This is a genomic window from Kordiimonas sp., from assembly GCF_048264555.1.
GTDB lineage: Bacteria > Pseudomonadota > Alphaproteobacteria > Sphingomonadales > Kordiimonadaceae > Kordiimonas.
Genome location: NZ_JBLXCX010000001.1, coordinates 581,060 through 599,089, shown reverse-complemented (window position 1 = coordinate 599,089; position 18,030 = coordinate 581,060). Strand labels below are relative to the sequence as shown.

The 18,030-nt window shown below is 53.7% G+C and carries 14 protein-coding genes; 6 read left to right on the top strand and 8 right to left on the bottom strand.

Annotated features, from left to right (window positions below; genetic code table 11):
• Positions 1 to 211: 211 nt before the first annotated feature.
• Both ACN0XZ_RS02885 and ACN0XZ_RS02880 read left to right on the top strand, forming a co-directional pair.
• Positions 212 to 1,444, top strand: coding sequence for an argininosuccinate synthase (locus ACN0XZ_RS02885; RefSeq protein WP_417456207.1), 1,233 nt, complete (start codon positions 212 to 214; stop codon positions 1,442 to 1,444).
• Between the two features lie 21 nt (positions 1,445 to 1,465).
• Positions 1,466 to 2,407 (top strand): AEC family transporter, encoded by a 942-nt coding sequence (locus ACN0XZ_RS02880; RefSeq protein WP_417456206.1) that lies wholly within the window; start codon positions 1,466 to 1,468, stop codon positions 2,405 to 2,407.
• On the opposite strand, the gene ACN0XZ_RS02875 is transcribed toward ACN0XZ_RS02880, so the two are convergent.
• A complete protein-coding gene (locus ACN0XZ_RS02875; protein WP_417456205.1) occupies positions 2,404 to 3,132 on the bottom strand; it encodes a hypothetical protein in 729 nt (242 codons plus the stop codon). The two genes, ACN0XZ_RS02880 and ACN0XZ_RS02875, sit on opposite strands and share 4 nt — an antisense overlap.
• Before the next feature lie 134 nt (positions 3,133 to 3,266).
• Positions 3,267 to 4,940 carry a M28 family metallopeptidase gene (locus ACN0XZ_RS02870; RefSeq protein ID WP_417456204.1) on the bottom strand — a complete coding sequence of 558 codons (1,674 nt, stop codon included), beginning with the start codon at positions 4,938 to 4,940 and terminating at the stop codon, positions 3,267 to 3,269.
• A 250-nt stretch (positions 4,941 to 5,190) separates the two neighbouring features.
• Between ACN0XZ_RS02870 and ACN0XZ_RS02865 the strand changes: the two genes are divergently transcribed.
• Positions 5,191 to 5,985: a hypothetical protein gene (locus ACN0XZ_RS02865; RefSeq protein ID WP_417456203.1), complete on the top strand. Its 795-nt coding sequence runs from the start codon at positions 5,191 to 5,193 to the stop codon at positions 5,983 to 5,985.
• Here the strand turns inward: ACN0XZ_RS02865 and ACN0XZ_RS02860 are convergent.
• The 6 genes from ACN0XZ_RS02860 to ACN0XZ_RS02835 form a co-directional block, all read right to left on the bottom strand.
• The gene (locus tag ACN0XZ_RS02860) at positions 5,975 to 6,706 is read right to left on the bottom strand and encodes a LytR/AlgR family response regulator transcription factor (protein ID WP_417456202.1); all 732 of its coding nucleotides are present in this window, start codon (positions 6,704 to 6,706) and stop codon (positions 5,975 to 5,977) included. The two genes, ACN0XZ_RS02865 and ACN0XZ_RS02860, sit on opposite strands and share 11 nt — an antisense overlap.
• 6 nt (positions 6,707 to 6,712) lie before the next feature.
• Positions 6,713 to 8,368, bottom strand: coding sequence for a histidine kinase (locus ACN0XZ_RS02855; protein ID WP_417456201.1), 1,656 nt, complete (start codon positions 8,366 to 8,368; stop codon positions 6,713 to 6,715).
• 90 nt (positions 8,369 to 8,458) lie between these two features.
• Positions 8,459 to 9,079 carry a MarC family protein gene (locus tag ACN0XZ_RS02850; protein ID WP_417456200.1) on the bottom strand — a complete coding sequence of 207 codons (621 nt, stop codon included), beginning with the start codon at positions 9,077 to 9,079 and terminating at the stop codon, positions 8,459 to 8,461.
• Positions 9,080 to 9,134: 55 nt separating this feature from the next.
• Positions 9,135 to 10,034 carry a bifunctional methylenetetrahydrofolate dehydrogenase/methenyltetrahydrofolate cyclohydrolase FolD gene (folD, locus tag ACN0XZ_RS02845; protein WP_417456199.1) on the bottom strand — a complete coding sequence of 300 codons (900 nt, stop codon included), beginning with the start codon at positions 10,032 to 10,034 and terminating at the stop codon, positions 9,135 to 9,137.
• Positions 10,035 to 10,093: 59 nt separating this feature from the next.
• On the bottom strand, positions 10,094 to 10,417 hold the full coding sequence (locus tag ACN0XZ_RS02840) for a DUF167 family protein (protein ID WP_417456198.1): 324 nt from the start codon (positions 10,415 to 10,417) through the stop codon (positions 10,094 to 10,096).
• On the bottom strand, positions 10,407 to 10,709 hold the full coding sequence (locus tag ACN0XZ_RS02835; RefSeq protein WP_417456197.1) for a YggT family protein: 303 nt from the start codon (positions 10,707 to 10,709) through the stop codon (positions 10,407 to 10,409). The genes ACN0XZ_RS02840 and ACN0XZ_RS02835 overlap by 11 nt, the downstream gene beginning before the upstream one ends.
• A gap of 291 nt (positions 10,710 to 11,000) precedes the next feature.
• Between ACN0XZ_RS02835 and ACN0XZ_RS02830 the strand changes: the two genes are divergently transcribed.
• The 3 genes from ACN0XZ_RS02830 (at position 11,001) to ACN0XZ_RS02820 (ending at position 17,787) form a co-directional block, all read left to right on the top strand.
• Positions 11,001 to 14,018, top strand: coding sequence for an SBBP repeat-containing protein (locus ACN0XZ_RS02830; RefSeq protein ID WP_417456196.1), 3,018 nt, complete (start codon positions 11,001 to 11,003; stop codon positions 14,016 to 14,018).
• Positions 14,019 to 14,553: 535 nt separating this feature from the next.
• Positions 14,554 to 14,967 carry a hypothetical protein gene (locus tag ACN0XZ_RS02825; RefSeq protein ID WP_417456195.1) on the top strand — a complete coding sequence of 138 codons (414 nt, stop codon included), beginning with the start codon at positions 14,554 to 14,556 and terminating at the stop codon, positions 14,965 to 14,967.
• Positions 14,968 to 15,117: 150 nt separating this feature from the next.
• Positions 15,118 to 17,787, top strand: a complete 2,670-nt coding sequence (locus ACN0XZ_RS02820) for a TonB-dependent receptor plug domain-containing protein (RefSeq protein ID WP_417456194.1) — start codon at positions 15,118 to 15,120, stop codon at positions 17,785 to 17,787.
• Positions 17,788 to 18,030: the final 243 nt, after the last annotated feature.

Below are 18,030 nucleotides of genomic sequence, written 5' to 3'. Positions count from 1 at the left end.
TGTCCAACACCCTGTCTCTGGGGCCTGACGTAACGTCAGGGGCAAGGCCTTTTTTCAAATTAATTTCCAGGCAGTGCCTCAGGCAGTGTTTCAGGCATGGCTAAATTAGTTTTTCTGCGCTAAGCCCATAAAAATAACAACGCCAAAGCGATTGACCGAGCGCTGCGCCCTCTTATACTCGCCTGCGCTAACGCATTACCGGAGTTTCCATATGTCGGATCAAGTTAAAAAAGTTGTGCTTGCCTATTCAGGTGGGCTTGATACCTCCATCATCCTCAAGTGGCTGCAAGTCACATATGGCTGCGAAGTGGTGACCTTCACCGCAGACCTGGGGCAAGGTGAGGAGCTTGAGCCAGCACGACGAAAAGCGGAAATGCTGGGCATTAAAGAGATTTTCATTGAAGATCTGCGTGAGGATTTTGTTGAAAATTATGTCTTCCCCATGTTCCGGGCGAACACGGTGTATGAGGGTATGTATCTATTGGGCACGTCTATTGCGCGGCCGTTGATTTCAAAGCGCCAGATCGAGATCGCGCGCGAGGTTGGTGCGGACGCGGTATGCCACGGCGCGACCGGCAAGGGTAACGATCAGGTACGTTTTGAGCTTGGGTATTACGCGCTCAATCCTGACATCAAAGTGATTGCACCCTGGCGGGAGTGGGACCTGCACAGCCGTACAGACCTTCTGAACTTCGCTGAGCAGCACCAGATTCCGGTGCCAAAAGACAAGCGCGGTGAAGCCCCGTTCAGCGTGGATGCAAACCTGTTGCACACCTCAAGTGAGGGCAAAGCACTGGAAGACCCATGGGTGGCAGCGGAAGAATATGTTTATGCCCGCACGGATGACCCGCTGACAGCACCTGATACGCCTGAGTATATCGAGGTTGAGTTCAAGCGTGGTGACGCTGTTGGCATCAATGGGGTTGCCATGAGCCCGGCCACATTGCTGACTGCTCTGAACGACTACGGCAAAAAGCACGGCATTGGCCGGCTTGACCTTCTTGAGAACCGCTTCGTGGGTATGAAGTCACGGGGTATCTATGAGACGCCGGGCGGCACGATCCTTCTCTCTGCGCACCGGGGCATTGAGCAGATCACGCTTGACCGGGGTGCCATGCACCTCAAGGACGAGATCATGCCCAAATATGCCGAGCTTATTTATAACGGCTTCTGGTTCTCGCCAGAGCGGGAGATGCTGCAAGCCCTCATTGACAAGAGCCAGGAGCATGTCGAAGGCACGGTGCGGCTGATGCTTTATAAAGGCGGTGTGCATGTGGTTGGCCGCAAGAGCCCGAAAAGCCTCTACTCTATGGAACATGTGACGTTTGAGGAAGACAGCGTTTATGACCAGCGCGACGCGCAGGGCTTTATCAAGCTCAACGCGCTTCGGCTACAGCTTCTCAAGCGCCGCGGCAAGGTGCCTGAGCCACCAGCCTACGAATAGGCACGCGAAAGATGAGGATTTGTGGCTGAAATACTGACCATTATTGCTCCGGTCTTCCTTCTGATCATGCTCGGGTATGGTTTAGGCCGTACCCGGCTTTTCCCGGAGGGTTCGAGCACAATCCTCATCGCATTTGTCTGGTATATCGCCATTCCGGCGCTTTTGTTCCGCTCAATCGCGCCGCGTGACCTGCCACATCCTGATGAGCTGGTACTGGTCGGCAGCTATTATGGCTCGCTATATGTGCTCTATACGCTTGCGGTTCTGGTGGCGAAATATCTGTTCCGCCTGACGATGGCGGAGCAGGGTATTTTTGCCCTATCTGCCTGTTTTGCCAATGGCGGCTTCATCGGCATCCCGATCCTTGAAGGGGCTTATGGCGCGGAAGGTGTGCGGCTTTTGCTGCTGCTCCTCAGCTTTCACTCTCTGACCCTGTTACCAATCACCACCATCATTGTCGAACGCGCCAAAAATAATGACGAGGGACCGGGCATTCTCGTGCGCACATTTGCGAGCACCAGGCAGAACCCTATCATTATTGCATTGATCACGGGCCTTGCATGGTCTGCGCTTGGCCTGCCGTTCCCCATGTGGCTTGACCGCCTGACTGCGCTGCCCGCCGCTGCGGCCGCACCTGTGGGCCTGTTTGCGGCGGGGCTCGCACTTTCTCGTGTCGAGATCGCTGGTGACATTGTCCAGGCCGCTATGGCGACAGCGCTGAAGCTCTTTGTATTGCCTGCGCTTGTGTTTTCTGTATGCGAGTTTGTTGTTGGTTTGCCGCCCGTATGGGTCGGCAGTGCAACGCTTATGGCCGCGCTACCGTCAGGTATGGTTGCTTATAGTTTTGCAACGCAGCACGGGGTTGGGTCGCGCCGTGCCGCCACAACGGTGCTAATATCAACGGCGGCGTCAGCCGTGACATTATCGCTCACACTTGTTGGTTTGCACGCCCTTGGCTATTAGCTCGGCTGTTCTGCCGCCAGCTCAAAATACATAGGCCTGCCCACTACATCGATGCGCACGATCCTGCGTGGCTTTTCCTTGGAAACATAAACGATGTTTTCCGGTGTGGCGCCGCGCAGTTCCACCACATAGGTGTCGAAGGTGCCAGCAGGTGTTTCAATTGCCCGAGTGCCTGTAACGTCGATCTTGACAGTCTCCACACGGTTGGCGAGCGTATTGAACCAGTCGAAGCTGCTATGGAAGCCATCCTCAAGCGGCATGGCTGCCACAAACCCAATGACCGCCAGCCTAAGCGGCGCCGGGTTATCCTCAACAAGGTCAATATCACGTATGGTCTCATCACCACCGGCGCGCTTGCTGACAATTTTACCTTGGCGGTTCAACCCGTTCCAGCCAAGGTCAACATTCATGAAACTATCACCCATAATGAAGTTGATCGCCACGCTCTGCGGCAGCAGGGTTTTTCCGTCGACCATCGCTTTGGCGGTTTCAACGATGTTGGGCTCCATTGTGGTGCGGTCCTCGATCACATAGTGCTCGCCCATCTTTCGCCAGCCATAGGTCATGTCTCCGGCTTCGGCGCCCTCATTCATCAGGATAAGGCGGAAGGTGCTGAGGTCAGCGCTTGAGAGGTCGAGCCCCTTGTTCCAGGTATGCTCAGCCGCTGTTGTTGGCAACGCACCCGCAGCGAGCAGCATGGCAGCAGCAAAAGTATGGCGTTTCATCATAAATCCCCTTCATCGGTCCCTTGGGAAAGCATAGGCGGCTGGGCTTGAGGCCGAAACTCGTCTTTTGGTTTATAGAAAAAGGACGACCCGGGGGCCGTCCTTTGAATTATTTAGACACTCTCTGCACCACTTTACTGGCCGCTGCGTTGCTCGTCGCGAAGCGCTTTAAACTCGCTGCCTTCTCGCCAGTTTGGCCAAATGTCGCTGTCGATCAGCAGACGACCGGTATCATAATAGAGCTCAAGGTCCTTGATGGCGCCGGTCAGGTCCCAGCTGTCCTGATACTCATCATCCGGCTGGTGGTACCGGTTGGCGAGAAACTCGGCAACCAAACCTTCCACATAGGCCCGGCCCTTCTCGATATGATCGTACCCGGAGTTTGGATAGAGCATAGGCACCCCGCGTTTGGAGAGCTCAAAATGATCTGAGCGGTAGAAGTAGCCTTTTTCCGGCTCCTGATCAGCCACAAGCACACGGCTGCGCGCATCAGCGGCTGATTTGAGATAATCGTCCAGCTCGGAGTTGCCAAGACCAACAACGGTCACATCATGAGTGGGGCCATAATAGTTCAGGCCGTCCATATTGATGCCGCCCACGGTTTTCTCGAGCGGTGCCAGCGGGTTGGCGGCATAGTAGGCTGAACCCAGAAGGCCTTGTTCTTCAGCCGTAACAGCAAGGAAAAGCACGGACCGTTTGGGCGGGTTTGCGGCGCTCGCGTAAGCGCGTGCCAGTTCAATCAGGCCGCCCGTGCCGGTTGCGTTGTCGAGGGCGCCATTATAGATACCGTCTCCTTCAACGGTTGGGTCGGTGCCAATATGGTCCCAGTGCGCCATATAGATGAAATACTCGTCCGGCCGTTCGCTGCCTTCAATCATGCCCGCCACGTTGCGGGACTGCACATGTTTGATGTCGCTGCGGAAACCGCCTGAGAATTTAAGCCCCATAGGCACTGCCTTGAAGCCGGGCTGCATCGCGGCGGCACTAAGGGCTGCGCGGTCAAGGCCCGCTTTTGCAAAAAGCTTGTCAGCGCTTTCTGTTGTGATCCAGCCTTCAAGCTCGGAAAGGGACGCGCCTTGGTCTGCCCGTACCATACCGAACTGTGGCCCAGTCCAGCTGCTGTCTACCGTGCCCCAGCCGTAAGCTGCTGGTTTTGTGTCATGTATGATGAGGGCTGCCGCCGCACCTTGGCGTGCCGCCTCGTCGAACTTATAATCCCAGCGGCCATAATAGGTCATGGTGTTGCCCTCAAAGAGCGCTGGGTCTTGGGTCGCAAAACCCGGATCGTTCACGAGGATAACAACCGTTTTGCCTTTTACATCAAGGCCTTCATAGTCGTTCCAACCGCGCTCTGGTGCGTTGATGCCGTAGCCGACAAACACCATATCGCTTTCATGCACTTCGGTGTCGTTCTGTTCACGCCGGGTCCAGGTTACCTGATCTGTACGGTAGGCAAGGTCGAGGCTATCGCCCGTGCCGCCAGAGACCTGCATGGCTGGCGTGCCCTGTGTTTCGATGGAAACGAGCGGTACCTCCTGGATGAAGCTGCCGTCATTGGCACCTTTGAGGCCAGCTTCCTTGAAAGCGGCTTCAAGGTATCGCACGGTGAGCTCTTCGCCCGGGCTGCCGGGTGCGCGGCCGCCAAACTCGTCTGATGCCAGCGTTTTTACATGCTCTGCCAGTGCGTCCGCCGTCATGGCATAGGGTGCCTGCGCAGTATTCTCGGTGGTGTCGGATGTGGTGGTTGCCTTGTCTTCGCAGGCGCCAAGCGCAAGCATAAGACTGGCAACGGTTACCAGTTTTTTCATTGATCTTTCCTAACCCTGATCGGTTTGTCCCCAAGTTTATTGCCGCGACAGTGCAGGCTGACGAAGCCCCTGTCAACGCCTGCCGCCAAGCTTTGCGATTAGGCGTTCAGCCCACGCGACTGGGTGCAAGGTGTGGCAGGTGTGAGACGTTCACGAAAGCTTTTGAGGCGTTGGCTGCCCCATCATCGCAGCGTGTTGTTTGTTTGGTCATGGTGGGTCCAGACAAATTCAAAGCTTTCAGGAGAGAAAAATGAGAGCCCTAGATAAAATCATGATGGCGACAGCGCTATGCGCGGTAATTTCCGGCCCGACGTTGGCTACAGACGAGGAAAAAACCTTCAACTACAGCTATATCGAAGGTGCTTTTGTTCACGACAATTTTAACGCAAATGGACTGCGCCTCACCGACAGGGACGGGGTTGGCGATACCAGTGATGACAACTTTGGCACATTTTATGATGCCACTGGTAACGGCGGTGCCGCCCGTGTCTCGCTCACACTGCCATTTGCAATTGGCAATGCAGGTTTTCACATTGTTTCAGATTATCTGCAAACCAGCCACAATGTTGCAGTTGATGTCACAAGCGTTGGCGGACTAACTGCGGCAGGCATCGTCGCCACCAAACAAAAAGAATGGCGAGCTGCATTTGGAGTACACGCCGATATAGGCAAGAATGTAGGCCTGTTTGCCGAACTGGGTCTTGTGAATAACAAGGTCGACTTTTCAGTTGCGACCCTTGATCTCGGTGGTGGGGGCATTGCAGAAGCAGCTCTTGGCGCTGCCAGCGGGTCAAGCACTGCCCTTGACGGCAAACTTGGTTTACGTGCCATGGTAACCGAACATCTGGAGCTGACCGGGTTTGCCCGGTATCACGGGAATGGTAGGCTTACGAGCAGCGCCGATGGATTGAGCGTGGCTTTCACGGCCAAGGTGCGTGCTGGCGCAGGTGCCTACTATCACTTTAGCAAGCGTCTCTCACTCGGTCTCGATTACGAGTTTGGTAAACCGGGGCGGGCGCGCCTCGCGGCACGGCTTAGCTTCTAAGTGACTGGCTGGCCTGATGTTCCAAAAGATGCCGGACATGATCAACCCGTGTCCGGCCCACTGGAAGCTGATCGCCGTTTTTCAGGCTTAGGGCGTAGCGGCTACCCTCAAGTGATTTGATGTCCTGAATAGCTCGTTGGTGTACCAGATAGCTTTTATGCGTGCGGACAAATTCCTCCGCCAGGATATCTTCAAGCCGGTTGAGAGATTTGCCGTGAAATCTGGTTTCTCCGGCGCGCAGGATGGCTTCGGAATATTTGTCCGCTGCCTTGAAAAATACAATGTCATCAACGCTGATGACCTCAATGCCTCTATGAGTTTCAAAAGATAGCTGTTTTGTTGGGGTCTGGTTTGGTTCAGACCTCAGCCACAAGCGTTCCAGTGCTTTTGCCAGGCGTGTTTTTGTGAAAGGTTTGGGCACGAAGTCAAGGACACCGTATTCGAACGCCTCAAGCGCGCGGGCGGTTTCCGCCGAAACCACAATGGTATGTGCAGCTTTGGCCGTGAAGCGCTTCAGCAAGTCAAACCCGTCTTCACCAGCCAGATTGAGGTCGAGCAATATAAGATCTGTCGTATGGTTTTTGAGCTGGTTTTCCGCAGCCGTTACCGATTGTACGACAACTATCTCATCTTGGCGGTCGCCAAGAACTTCTTCAGTCAGCCGCTTTAGGCGCTTTGCTACAAGCGGTTCGTCCTCAACGATTAATATTTGATAGGACATGGCTGCCTAACGTTTGAATTGCCCAATCTCAATGGTCGTTATCCATTGTGAGCCTAACGGTTCTGACGAAAAGCGAAAAGCATTTCCGCAAAACTCCTCCAGCCTCGCCTGGACATAACGCGTGCCAGTGCCTGTGCCAATGGCGTTACTTTGTTGCGTACATATTGGTGTTATGAGGGTGTAGCACATGGTGCCGTTCTGGTTCTTATAGTCGAGCTCAAAGCATATGTTCTGGCCGGCATAGGCGTTGTGGGTGAGGGCATTTTCCAGAAGGGTGTGAAACAGGCCCGGAGGGATCAGGGCATCTCTGTCGACCGTGGATGTCTCAAATGCGAATGTTGCATCCAATCGCTTGGCCATCAGGTTCAGGTGGATTTCGCATAGCTTCAGCTCCTCCGCCATTGATATGCTGCTACGCTCTGAAAACTCGGAAAGCATACGAAACTCGGTGGCTAGGCCGTCGATAAATTCAACGGCCGCCTCCGGTGCGGTTTCTACCCATTCCATGAGAGCGGTAAGTGAATTCATCAGGAAATGGGGTTGGATGTTTCTTTTAATCAGGTCGGCACGCAATCGCTCTGACACCAGAGCATGTCGAGCGGCATCAGAAGCGCGCCGTTTGATGTCAATGCCCAGATCGACAGCCAAAAGTATGATGATCACGATGAGAAATAGATGCTTCTGATCTGGGTCCAACCAAAGCCCGGCCAAGGCAAGCGCAAAACCAGCAACAAAAAGCAGTGCACTTTTTGTACCGTGCCGCCAGGCGAGTGCAGATAGCCCAAGCAGGCTGATCGAGAGGAGGACAAGTGCTCGAATGTCATGGTCGACGCCCTTGATATCAATGAAGGAAAAACCAAGGACAATGGCTATTCCAACCATCCATAAAGCTCGAGGCTCCAATTGCAGCCGCGTGATCGTAAACCACGGTAATAGCAGGATAGTGAGGGCTGCAAACGGCGGGATAAGATTGTCGATAAAGGGCTGCCACCCATAGGGGTAGCTGAACAAAAAACGTCCCTCCTGCAGCAGTATCAACGCGACGATTGAGAAGCTGACGCAAATGGCAGTAAAAAGCCCAGGCCTTGCCCCGCCGCTATGCCATAAGAGGAACAGGTAGCACCCCGTAAAGAGCCCGGCTGTTGCCACAAAAAATGTGCTGATTACAGAAGGGTGGACGCCGAAGAAGTCAGATTTTACCGCAGCTGGCTGAATATAGAGATCGAGAGGGTCACCCTTTTTCATGCCGGGTGTTTTTATGCGCATCCGAATAATATGTTTGCCCGAAGTGAGGTTGCGAACAGGCACCAAAACCCGGCTTAGGCGGTTGGCGCTAGCGCCCTGGTACAGGTTTGACCCTATGAGTTCGCCGTCCCAGTAAAAATCATACACCCCCATGAGGCTGATTCCGAGTGCAAGAGGTGCGTGAACCTGCTCGCCGCGATCTAACTCCACCACGAGTTCCATGTGAAACCACTGGCTGCCGCCGTCCGTTAAAACCTGCCCACTGAAGGGTCGCCAGTTTGGATCGGTGTCGGGAGATCCTGGATTGTCTCCCTCAAACTCGAGGATGGTGTCCTGAACGTTTGTGAACTCAAGCGCGAGCGCTGCATGACCAAGCAACAGATAGATAGAGGCGAGTATTTTCAGCATTTTTTTCATGCTGCTGAGGTTACGGCATGATCAGTCATTTGCTTTATCGAAAAGCGTGAACATCTCATGCTGAGGCGCAAGCGTATTACCCCAAGCATGTTACCCAAGAAAAGTATTCTTCAGCCCGTCGAGCACATATTGCGCTGCAAGGGCCGCGAGAATGACCCCCAGGAGCCGCGTGAGAACAGCGTTCACCGTTGGGCCCAGAAGGTCCATCACCTTGCCGGCGGTGAAAAAGACGATAAGGGTGATGATCATCACCAGCACGAGGGCGGCGAGCACGGCCATCTGGGCCATCAGGTCATGCTCATAGGACGTCATTGTCAGCATGATGGTTGCGATAGCACCCGGCCCGGCCAGCAGGGGCAACGCAATCGGGAAGACCGAGACATCTTCGAAATATTCGTCGAACTTCTCGGCCGACTCTTGTTTGCGTTCTGTGCGTTTCTCAAAAACCATTTCAAGGGCGATGACAAAGAGCATGATGCCGCCCGACACCCGAAGCCCATCCATGGAAATGCCTAGTGCGTTGAGGAACGGTTTACCAACCAGCGCAAAAAAGATCAGGATAAGGGTCCCGATCAGCGTACCCTTGATCGCCATGGCACGCTGATGCTGGCGGGTGGCGTTCTGGGTAAGGCCGGCAAACACAGGAGCGATGCCAATGGGGTCAACAATCACAAAAAGACCGATAAAAGCGGCGATGAAAGCTTCATACATGGCGCGTTTCCCCTTGTGACCGTCACGCTATCTGGCGCGAAGGAACCCCTTATCCTTATAGTGCGTCAGGGTCGATATTGTTCTGTCGGCACGCGGCTGTCACGGTATTTTTCAGAAGGCAGGCAATGGTCATGGGGCCAACACCACCCGGAACCGGGGTGATAGCCCCGGCATGTGGGGCCGCACCCCCGAAGTCCACATCACCCACAAGGCGGGTTTTGCCTTCGCCCAACTCCGGCGCGTCAATGCGGTTGATGCCTACGTCGATGACCACAGCGCCCTCTTTAATCCAGTCGCCTTTGATCATCTCTGGCCGACCGACAGCTGCCACTACGATATCGGCCGCGCGTACCTCGGCGGGCAGGTCTTTCGTACGGCTATGCGCGATCGTGACGGTACAGTTTGCATCCAGAAGCAATTGCGCCATGGGTTTGCCAACAATGTTTGAGCGACCCACCACAACAGCTTTTTTGCCGGAAAGATCGCCAAGCCTGTCCTTGAGCATGAGCAGGCATCCAAGCGGCGTGCAAGGCACCATGCCTTCACCGCCTGTGGCCAGAAGGCCGGTGTTGACCACATGAAAACCGTCCACATCTTTCTCTGGTGCGATGGTCTCAATCACGGCGGCTTCATCAATATGTTTCGGCAGTGGCAATTGCACCAGAATGCCGTTGATACTGTCATCTGCGTTCAGCTCACGCACTTTGGCGACAAGGTCTTCCTGGCTGGTCTCTGCGGGCAGTTCATGATGAACGCTGTGCATGCCCACCTCTGCGGTCTGGCGCACTTTGTTGCGTACATACACTTGGCTCGCGGGGTCTTCCCCCACGATAACAACAGCAAGGCCTGGTGTGACGCCCCGCGCTTTAAGCTTCGCGACATCGGCGGCAACGCCTTCACGAACACGGGCGGCAAATGCCTTGCCATCTATGAGGTTTGAAGGGGTGGTGGCCATGGACGGGCGTCTCCTTGCGGGCACCTTAGCTCTGTTTTCGGCCGTTTCAGGGCAACCCATCACCCAAGGCTGGAGAGCATCTTTTCAAGCGCCGGTATCAGTTCATCCGGATGACCATCAATGAAGATGGTCTTATTCCGGGATTGCTCCCCCGCTATAAGGCGAATGGCCGATTTGGGCAACCTCAGTTTTTTGGCGAGAAGCTTGACCAGCGCCTTGTTGGCTTTGCCCTTTTCGGGTACCACAGTGACACTTGCGCGCAAGCGCATTGTGCCGTCGGCTGACGGCTCTAGGCGGTCGAGCATTTCCGAGCGGGCGTTAGGGGTCAGCCGGATATGAAGGCGGATACCGCCTTCAGTGGCTTCGAAAACATCAGTAGACATTCACACCAAAGAGCGGTGCGATATCCGCCTTCAGTAACACCCTGAGCGCATAGATCAGGAACCAGAGAATGATGGGTGAAATGTCGATGCCGCCCATATCAGGCAGGAAGCGGCGAATAGGCCGAAGAGCGGGCTCGGTAACGGCATGCAGGAAGTTGAGAACAGACCGCACAAAAGGCTGGTACGTATTGATAATGCCGAAGGTGGTGAGCCAGCTCATGACCACGCTGATGATGAGCAATAATGCGTAAAACCCGAGAAGGCTATCCAGCAGCACAAAAATGGCGGTCATCGGTCAAAGTCCTCGTCGCTTTGTTGCCAGCAGCCTTATGTGGTCAGGTCCTCAGGGCTACTTTGGCGTAATTGTCACGTTCCTTGCATCACATGTAGGGAGAATTGTGAGAAAAAGCAATTCAACGGCAATAAATTCCCGCGAGGCCGAGTCGTTTTGATGAGGTCGTCGATTTAGCGGGGAATAATTTGCCTATGCGGCAATATTTGCCGCGTTTAACGAGCGAGTATATGACCAGAAGGTTTTGATTGGCTCGCTAGGATAGACGGCAGAAAGCTGGTAAAGTAGCGAATGGCATTTTTTGGCTTAGCAAATTCAGGCGGTGGGTTATTTGGCCTTGGGGGCCAACCCAATTTCCGCACCCAGATCATCGGGGTGGATGCTTCGCTTATCCAGGCTTCTGCCAATTCCAAGATCGCACAGCGCACCTTGGCCAGTCTTTCGGCAGAAGACCGCGCAGCTTATAATTTCGGCAGTACAGATGATGGCATAGTGCCTCCTTGGCAGCAGGCTGAAGATACCAAGACGCTCAACCAGCAAATTCGTGAAGTTCGTGAGCTCACCAAATTTATTGACCTGAAATCGAGTGATCTGAAGGCGGTTGCGAGCGACCCGGACAAGCAGGCGTCTTTCGCGGTCTTCAAGGCGCTCTCAAATTTGCGTATCCTTGCGGAGTATGCTTCCGCTGATACAACGTCGTCCGCATCCCTTAAGCGACTGAACGAGCAGTTTCAGGCAGGCCTCGCTGAGGTGAGGGATTATCTCTCGACAGCTCAACTCGAGAAGCTCGAACTGTTCCTGGGCGAGAAGCAGTATAAAACGGAAACCAGCGCTCGGCTTGGCAAGAATGAAACCGGGTTTGATGGATCCTTGGTTGCTTCAAACCCAAATGAGGCGCTTGCCGGGTTGACTGGCACCGAAGTTTTCACTGTCTCGATCACCAAAAGCGGTGAGACTGACAATATCGAAATTGATCTAAGCGAGATCTCGGGCACGCTTTCGCTCAACAGCATCAAGGATTTGGTCAACAGCAAGATCGAAGCCCTTACGGCGCTTGACGACGAGGGCGAAGAATATATCAAGCACCAGACCCGCTTCGACATCCGGCGGGACGGTTCCAGCGGTCGGTACGGGTTGCAGGTGGATGGGACCATCACGGAAGAGGTGTCTCTTTCTGCCGCTGCGTCTACTCCCACACTTTATGTGGCGTCTTCTGTGAAGCAGCTTGATGATGCTTACGCGGTAACAAGCCGGATCACGGAGTTTAACAACCTGAGTGGCACGATAACGGCGGATGATACTACGTCTTTCGTGGGCATTGATTATGCGGCAACGGAAATCAAAGGCTTGGTGAAAGAGGAAGACGACGACGAGCTTGACCCCAGGCTTCAGGAGATGCGGGACAAGTTTCTGGCGGATGCAAAAACCAAGGTGCTGGGTGAAGACGCAACGGAAGACGATGACGATGCCGATGGCACGGATAACACCTCCTCGCTTACCAATATCGACAGCGCCAACAAGGTGAATGCGGACACCACAGCAAAACGTATTGCAACAGACAGTGAAGGCGGCATCTATGTGGTCGGAACGTCTGCGGGTAGTTTTGGGCACCAACTGAATGCGGCTGAAGGAGAGGATGTTTTCCTCACCAAGTTTGACAGTGAAGGCAATGTGGTTTTCTCTCGCTTGCTGGGTGTTTCAGGCACCGCCAGTGTGCAGGGCATCACTGTTGATGCCGACGATAACGTCATTCTGGTCGGCCAAACCGACAGTGCGCTATCATCATCCGACGTGGTGGATAGCACAGACCTTTTTGTGCAGAAGATTAGCAAGCGCGGCGATGAAGTATTCCGCTACCAGCTTGATACCTTTGGCGAAACCGGTGCGAACAGTGTGGCGGTGGATTCAAGCGGCGATATCTTCGTGGGTGGTTATACCAAGTCGGGCATCAGTGCCACATCCGGTTTTGCAGGCGGGCAGGATGCCCTGATCGTGAAGCTATCCGGTGCTACCGGAACCCTAGTGGATTCCAACGTATTTGGCACCAGCGACAATGAAGTGATCAGAGGCATTGCTGTTGATGAGAATGACAATCTTGTCCTCGCGATTGAAGAAGACGGCAACGCGGTCGTGCGCCGTGTTGATGGTAGTGACCTCACTAATCAGACTGCGAGTGTGGATTTTGGCAGCCTTGGTTTGGGTGGTTCCATCCAGGGCATTTCGATCGACAACACTAACGGCAAAGTATACATCGCAGGTGTAACGACAAATGGCGGCTTGGATGCCGGCGGGGCAGCTGCGGTCAATGGCAGTGCAGCGGGCGCATTTGAGGGTTTTGTGTCCGGGCTGACACTTTCGGGCGCGAGCGACCTGGCGGCTGATTTCACCAGCTATCTCTCTACCAGCAGTACAGACCGGGTTGCTGATGTCACTGTTGTAGACGGTGTGGTGTATGTAGCGGGTTCCACCAGCGGCACCTTCTCTGGCGAGACTGCGCGAGGCTCCACCGATGCTTTTGTCGCACGGCTCAATGGCAGCACGGGGGTTGTTGAAGACATTGAGCAATATGGGGAGGGACTCGCGGGTTCGACTGCGGGCGGTATAGCTTTCACGAACAGGGGCAACTCTGTTCTCGAGACGCTTGGTTTGCCGCAGGGTACAGTCCAGATTGATGAGACGCTCGATATCCAGACCCAAACGTCTGCCAAGGTGGATGACTTTTTCTATCTCTCAATCGATGGCGGTACCAAGAAGCGTATTGAGCTTGATGAGGGCGATACCTTTGATGATCTGGCGCGGAAAATTCGCATTGCGGGCTTCTCCAAGCTCAAGGTCGATGTATCCAGTACGGATGAGGGCCAGAAGTTGAAGATCAGCGCCCTTGATGACGGTGTTGCCATTGAGCTTTTTGCAGGTAAGGACGGCCGCGATCTTCTGAGCCGCATCGGGATTGATCCCGGACGTATCCTGCCCAAGAATGAAGTGTTCGATATTACCACCGACAAAGACAAGGATATCAAACCAGAGGATGATACTGGTGGTGTGTTTGGGCTTGGTCTCGACGGTGCTATCCATATTGGCGACAAACAAACAGCAAAATATGTGTTGGGCCTTCTGGATACTGCAGTATCGACCGTGCAGCGTGCCTATCGCTCCCTGACCTATAATCCGCTTATTGAGCAGTTAAAAAATGGCGGCCCCAAAGGCACAGCCTCACCCTATCAGCAGGCACAGCTTGCCAACCTTCAGACAGGGCTTGCTCGGCTTCAGTCGGGTGCTTCTTCATCGAGCCTCAGCTTATTTGCCTAGATTTAAGTGGCAGACCAATGTGGTGGCCATCGGGGCTGCGCGGGCTTCATTAATTTCAGACAATAAAAAACCGCACTGAAAAGTGCGGCTTGCCGAAGAAGTATCTCTCGAGCGGGGTACGCGGGAACAGGTGCACGATTGGGGGTCGAGTAAATAAATTTACCTATCCCCGCACCCCTGCTCGAGAGGTATACCTATATATACAAGGCGCGTGCCAGTTTTATGGCGTTCCATTATATCTATTAATAACAATAGCTTATATTTTTTATTGCATGTGCATTCAATAAAATACGCAGGATAATCGCAAAAAGAGACAATTAATTGTTGCATAATAAGATGATGTCGCAAAATACAACAATCGCCACTAAACATCTTGGCGCGCCATGATTAGCTGCTTAGGGTGATTGGAGGGAAACGAGCTTGAACAGCGCTGTGGGCCTTCTGTTTGGTCGCGGGAGATGTTAAGGCTCTGTTCACAGCGTCAACAGCATAATGGTGCGGCGACGATAACCTGAACTGGAATGGTGGCCTGATAATGCGGATTGTTCTAATTATTTTGTTGGTGGTGCTGGGGTTTGGCAGCTCAGCGTCTTTTGCTTTCTCTGAAGAGGAGGAGAAAGACAACGAGTTTGTTGGCAAACCCAAAATTGAGATGGAGCCGTTTAACTTCTCCGTCATCAAGCGTGGTGTTGTTGAAGGCCAGGCAACGCTGCAAATCGTGCTGTTGATGGAAAATACGCAAGACTTTGAAGTGGTGCGGTCACGCCTGCCGCAGATCAGGTCCGACTTCAACACGGCGCTTACGATGTTGTCGCGTCAGCGGTTCCAGGTAAACCGGCCAATTGACCCGGATATCGTCAAGGCATACTTGACACCTTATATAGATGCGCGTCTCGGCCCTGGTATGGCGGAGGTGTTTGTAAAACAGGCACTTATCCACCCAAGTTAACCTGAGGTCGTCAAAACTGTTGCGCGCATGCAACAGTAATATATTTCGCACTACCCAAAATCCCCCCTCAGCTTGACGCTTATTGCTTTCGACCTATCCAATTACTGTTGGGAAGGAAAAGCAGCTGCTTTTTAACAACGGAGGGGAAACATGCGCCAGAACCGCTTGTTCAATACGACCGCGCTTGCCGCGGGATGTTTGAGTTTGTTTGCAGTAAACCCGGCAATAGCCCAAGACGAAGCCGATGCCACAATGGAAATCGAGGAAGTCGTGGTTACCGGTACCTATCTTAAAGGTAAATCACAGTTCAACAGCCCGTCACCGATTGCGGTGATTGGCTCTGATAACCTGAACCAGATTGGCGCGAGCAATGTCGCCGACCTTGTCCAAACACTGACAATCAACAATGGTGCCCAAAACAACCCGGATGCGTTTACGCAGAACGGCACGTCAGGCACGTCCAACTTCAACCTGCGTGGCCTCGGTGTGGCGTCAACGCTCGTTCTTCTGAACGGTCGCCGTCAGGTGGTTGCGGGTACAACAACAAACGATGGTATCGCGTTTGTTGATACCAGCTCGCTTGTGCCTCAAATCGCTGTGCAGCGTATCGAGATCGTGAAAGACGGCGCTGCCGCTATTTACGGTACGGACGCAGTTGCAGGCGTTGTGAACTTCATCACCGATGACCAGTTCGAAGGTGTGAAGGTAAGTGCCAAATATCAGACGCTGACCGACCAGGGCAGCCAGTCTGATCAACTCTACGAAGCCATGTTTGGTTTTGGTGGTGAGAACACCCACGTTATGGGTGCGTTCAGCTATTATGATCGTTCACCACTGACAACAGCGGAGCGCCGTTTCAGCCTTGCCTCCGACGACAGCTCGGTTCTCGGGAACCCCGGCTCGTATTATGTGCCGTCCATCATTGGTCTGATCGGCACGACGGCGCCGGTTATTGATCCTTACGGCTGTGAAGAAGTAGGTGGTATTCCGAATGTTGCGGTGCCACTGCCAGGCGGCATCAACGTAGGTACCTGTGGTTTTGACTTTGGTGACTATTATAACCTTGTGCCAGAAGAAGAGCGTAAACAGGCCTATGCAGCCATTACGCAGGACCTTGGCGATGGTCACCAGTTGCGTTTTGAAGGTGGCTGGGCTGAGACCGGTGCGATCCGGAACAACTCACCGACCTTCCCATATCTGCAATTGGGGTCAGCCGGTGTGCCTGCGTATCACCCTGAAAACCCATTTGGACAAGGTGTAACATTCCTTGGCCGTGCAATTGGTAATGGCGGTGAAGCAAGCCCGAACCGCTTCTCGTCCGAAACCTATCGCTTCAACATTGAGCTCACCGGTGATTTCAACGAGAACTGGAGCTATGATTTTGGCGTGACCCATGGTCGCAACACATATCAAATCGCAACAGCTGACGTAATTACCGCCAACTTCCAGCGCGCATTGGCGGGTTACGGTGCTTGTGATGCTGAACTTGGCTCGGTTGCACCGGGTACAGCGGGCTGTGAGTTCTTCAACCCATTTGCCACAAGCTATACCACGGCACCTAACAGTGCGGCGGTGATGGACTATGTGATTGGCGAACAGGTGATTGATGGCACCTCCAAAACCACCGTATATGACGCTGTGGTTTCAGGGACCGTTGGTTCCACTGGCGCAGGCGACATTGGGCTCGCGCTTGGTATGCAAATCCGTGATGAATTCTGGGGTCGCGATTATGACGATATCTCAAACGCTGACGGTTTTGCGTTTGTAATCGGCAACTCGGACTTCGGTGATGAACGTACCGCTGTTGGTATCTTTGCGGAAACACTGATCCCGATTACGGACCAGCTTGATCTCTCGCTCGCGCTTCGTCATGAGGCCTATGGCGGTGATATCGGCTCAACGACAGACCCGAAGATCTCGCTGTTGTATCGCCCAAGTGCCAAGATGGCACTTCGTGGTAGCTATTCCACCAGCTTCCGCGCACCGAGTGTGCTTCAGGTCTCTGGTGGTGGTACATCCTTGAATCAGGTTACAGATCCGCTGGGTGGCACCGCCTTCGCGGCCATCCGTTCGGTTGCTCCTGATGGTGGTCGCACCATCGTGCCGGAGCAAGGTAAAGCCTGGAACTTTGGCCTGACATGGGAACCTGTTGACGGTCTAGACTTCGATGTAGACTTCTGGAACTACACCTTCACAGATGTAATCATCCAGGAGAACTACCAGGCTGTGGTGAACGCCAACCCAACGGACCCGACCCGCGTTATCCGCTCAGCCGGTACGTCGGGCAGCATCATCATGGTGATCGTGGATTACCTCAACGCCTCACGGGTCAAAACTCAGGGCTTTGACGTATCGACAAAATACAACATCGATACCGACATGGGTACTTTCATGCCGTTCTTCGAAGCAACACACGTGCTGAAGTATGATCTTGAAGACCCTCAGGCGGGCTCCATTGACGGTGCAGGCAACCGTAACTTTGCTAACTTCGGCAGCCCAACGCCAAAGTGGCGCATCAACACTGGTATGGCATGGGCGAACGAGAACCATGACGCTCGTTTCTATGTCCGTCATATCAGCGGTATGAACGATGACCAGACACCGGGCAACACCGTTGGTTCAATGACCACTGTCGATGCCCAGTATACCCTGCAGCTCAGCGCCTTCAGCGAAAGCATGGAAGGGTCGAGCCTGCAGTTTGGTGTGATCAACGCGTTTGACAAAGCGCCGCCATATGTATCCACCAACGGTGGTTACGAGAGCCGTACCCACGACCCACGTGGTCGCATGGTATATGCGAAACTGACGGCGCAGTTCTAAGCATTAGCTGGGAACATGCAAATTAACGATGAGAAGGGCAGCATCGCTGCCCTTCTTTTATTATGGAACGACCCGTGTACTTTTGTGCCCCGACAGAAAACAACTGACGGGCCCCTTGATTTAAAAAGAACCGCAAATCAATGGCATAGGTGCAACACACGCTGGGCGGGTGACAGGAAACTTGCCTTTTATGCGTGCTTTTCCTTGACCTTTTGCCAATCGAGGTAAATCATTTTAATGAAC